Genomic DNA, 2,870 nt, shown 5'->3' with positions numbered 1-2,870 from the left:
GGTGGCCGCGACCGTCGGCGAGCTCGACTACGCCAGCGTGGCGCTGATCACCATGGCTCTGCCCGAGCCGGAGCTGCCCGGGCTGTCCGGGTTCCTGGTGCCCGCCACCGAGGGGTTGCTGATCAAGGCATCCACCTTCTTCACCACCAAGTGGGGGCACCTGCGCCGCCCGGACGGGCTCGCCCTGCTGCGCGCCTCGGTCGGCCGGTACGGCGACGAGACGTCGCTGCAGCTCACCGACGACGAGCTGGTGGCGACCGTGCACCGGGAGGTGTCCAAGGTGCTGGGCACCCCGCTGCCCAGCCCGGTCGCCAGCCATGTGCAGCGGTGGGGTGGCGCCCTGCCGCAGTACACCCCCGGCCACCTGGACCGGGTGGCGGCGGCCCGGACGGCGCTGCGCGCCGCCCACCCCACGCTGGCCCTGGCCGGCGCCGGCTACGACGGCGTCGGCATCCCGGTCTGCGTCCGCTCCGGCGAGACGGCGGCCGAAGAGATCATCACAGCACTGGGAGGATCGGGATCATGACCGAGCAGACCAACGCGGCCCGGCTGCGGGAGCTGAACGCCAGCATCCGCTACACGATGTGGTCGGTGTACCGGGCGACCAGCCCCCTCCCGTCCCTGCGAGAGAACGTCATCGACGAGGTCGAGGCCCTCTTCGAGGAGCTGGCCGGCAAGGACGTGACGATCCGCGGCACGTACGACGTGGCCGGCCTGCGCGCCGACGCGGACCTGATGATCTGGTGGCACTCGTCCTCCAGTGACGCCCTCCAGGACGCCTACCTGCGCTTCCGGCGGACCACCCTGGGTCGGGCGCTCACCCCGGTCTGGTCGCAGATGGCGCTGCACCGGCCGGCGGAGTTCAACAAGAGCCACATCCCGGCGTTCCTCGCCGGTGAGGAGGCGCGGGCGTACCTCAGCGTCTACCCGTTCGTCCGCTCGTACGAGTGGTACCTGCTGCCGGACGCCGAGCGCCGGGAGCTGCTCGCCGAGCACGGCCGGATGGCCCGCGGCTACCCGGACGTGCGGGCCAACACGGTCGCCTCGTTCGCGCTCGGCGACTACGAGTGGATGCTCGCCTTCGAGGCCGACGAGCTGCACCGGATCGTGGACCTGATGCGCGATCTGCGGGCGGCCGGCGCCCGACGGCACGTACGGGAGGAGATCCCGTTCTACACCGGCCGCCGCCGGCCGATCGCCGACATCGTCACCTGCCTGGTCTGACCGCCGGCCGACGAACCGAAACGGGCCCCGGAGATCTCTCTCCGGGGCCCGCCGCGGTTCACGTCACCGGACGTAGACCAGGCCGTCCGTGATGACCCGGGGGCGGCCGGAGGTGCCGACCACCACGATCTTCACGGTGTGCCGGGCGCTGCCGGTCCAGCTCTTCGCCCATACCACCCGGCGGTACTGGACGGTGCTGGAGTAGAGGTCCACCGTCGACACCTTCACGCCGTCGACGTAGATGTACGCCTGACCGGAGGTCGCCGTCTTGGTGGCCACGAAGGAGACCGATCGTCCGGTGAAGACCCAGCTCAGCGATGCCCCGCCGGCCGTCGCGGTGAGCGCCGAGCCGCCCAGGTAGTTGCTGCTGGTGTAGGTGGACCAGGTCCCGGTGCGGGTGGCCTTCGTCTCCGGGATGAAGAGCGGGGTCCAGCTCGCCGAGGAGGTGGTGGTGTTACCGGACCAGTCCTGCGCCCGCATCGACCAGGTGGTGGTGACGCCCGGCTTCGTCGTGGTGCCGTACGTGCCGCTCGCCGCGAAGGTGCCGGTGGTCGGGGCGGTCAGCGCGACCGAACGGACGGCCACGTTGTCCGCGGCGCGCCAGCCCAGCGTCACCGGCACGACCGAGCTGCTCACGCTGCCGGTCCGCAGGGACAGGGTGGGCACCTGCGGGAAGCTCGGCGCGGTGGTGTCGGCGATGACGGTCTGCGCGGGGGTCGCCGCGGTCCGGCCGAGCCGGTGCACGCCGCGCACCTGGACGGTGTGCGTGCCCGGGGCCAGGGTGAGCGCCGCCGAGCGGGCGGTGCCCGCCGTGGTCACGGCCACCGCCCCGTCCACCAGCACCTCGAAGCGGGAGATCAGGGCGCTCGGCGTGCTGACCGACCAGGACGCCGTGGTGCCCGTCTTCGTGTAGTAGGTGGTGCCGTTCTTCGTCCCGGTGAGGCCGGTCAGGGTCAGTCCGTACACCGTGGCGGCCTTGTTGCGGATGATGCCGAGCTGGCCGTAGAGGGCGTCGCCGGGGCACTCGGTGGCCACCGCGTCCCGGTGCCCGCCGATCCGGTTGAAGGTGACCTGCTCGCCGAGGGCGTACTTGCCGTCCGCCACGCCCTCGGTCAGGGTGACCTTGCCGAGCGGGTCGTTGCCGTACTGGCCGAGCTTGTACGCGGCGACGTGCGCGATGGCGTCCTGCACCACCGGGGGGACACCGGAGCTGATGTAGGTGCCGAGGATGGCGATCGCTGCCGTGTCGGTGTTGAAGCCGTACGTGTGGGCGCCGATCACCGGCTGGTCGATGCCGCCCTTGCGGCCCTCGAAGATCACGCCGCACTTGTCGGCCAGGAAGTTGTAGCCGATGTCGTTCCAGCCGTTGCTCTTGACGTGGTAGACCTCGATGCCGCGGACGATGGCGGCCGAGTCGGCGCAGCTGTAGTCGTTCGTGCCGGCGGTGTGGTGCACCCAGAACGCCTTGACCGAGGTCCCGTACGACGGCGGCTCGGTGACGATCGACTCGTCGGCCTGCCACTCGGCCCGGGTCACCACCTTCGGCGTGGGGACCGGGTTCGTCGCGGCGGGGGCGGTCGTGGCGGTCGGCGCGGGCGAGCTCGTCGTGGGCGCCGGCGCGGTGGTCTCGGCCGGCGCCCACGACG

3 protein-coding genes are annotated in these 2,870 nt (G+C 71.8%); 2 read left to right on the top strand and 1 reads right to left on the bottom strand.

What is annotated here, in order from left to right; all coding sequences use genetic code 11:
* A partial coding sequence (locus DKL51_RS29810) for a protoporphyrinogen/coproporphyrinogen oxidase (RefSeq protein WP_185734963.1) occupies positions 1 to 526 on the top strand: 526 nt, incomplete at its 5' end.
* Complete coding sequence (hemQ, locus tag DKL51_RS29805; protein WP_109942695.1) at positions 523 to 1,224, top strand: hydrogen peroxide-dependent heme synthase; 702 nt, start codon at positions 523 to 525, stop codon at positions 1,222 to 1,224. The genes DKL51_RS29810 and hemQ, both read left to right, overlap by 4 nt.
* Before the next feature lie 63 nt (positions 1,225 to 1,287).
* Here hemQ and DKL51_RS29800 read toward each other — a convergent pair whose 3' ends face one another.
* On the bottom strand, positions 1,288 to 2,760 hold the full coding sequence (locus DKL51_RS29800) for an N-acetylmuramoyl-L-alanine amidase (RefSeq protein WP_221623260.1): 1,473 nt from the start codon (positions 2,758 to 2,760) through the stop codon (positions 1,288 to 1,290).
* Positions 2,761 to 2,870 lie beyond the last annotated feature (110 nt).

The sequence above is a fragment of the Micromonospora globispora genome (genome assembly GCF_003857015.1).
Taxonomy (GTDB): domain Bacteria; phylum Actinomycetota; class Actinomycetes; order Mycobacteriales; family Micromonosporaceae; genus Micromonospora; species Micromonospora globispora.
This window is presented reverse-complemented; position numbering and strand designations above follow the sequence as displayed.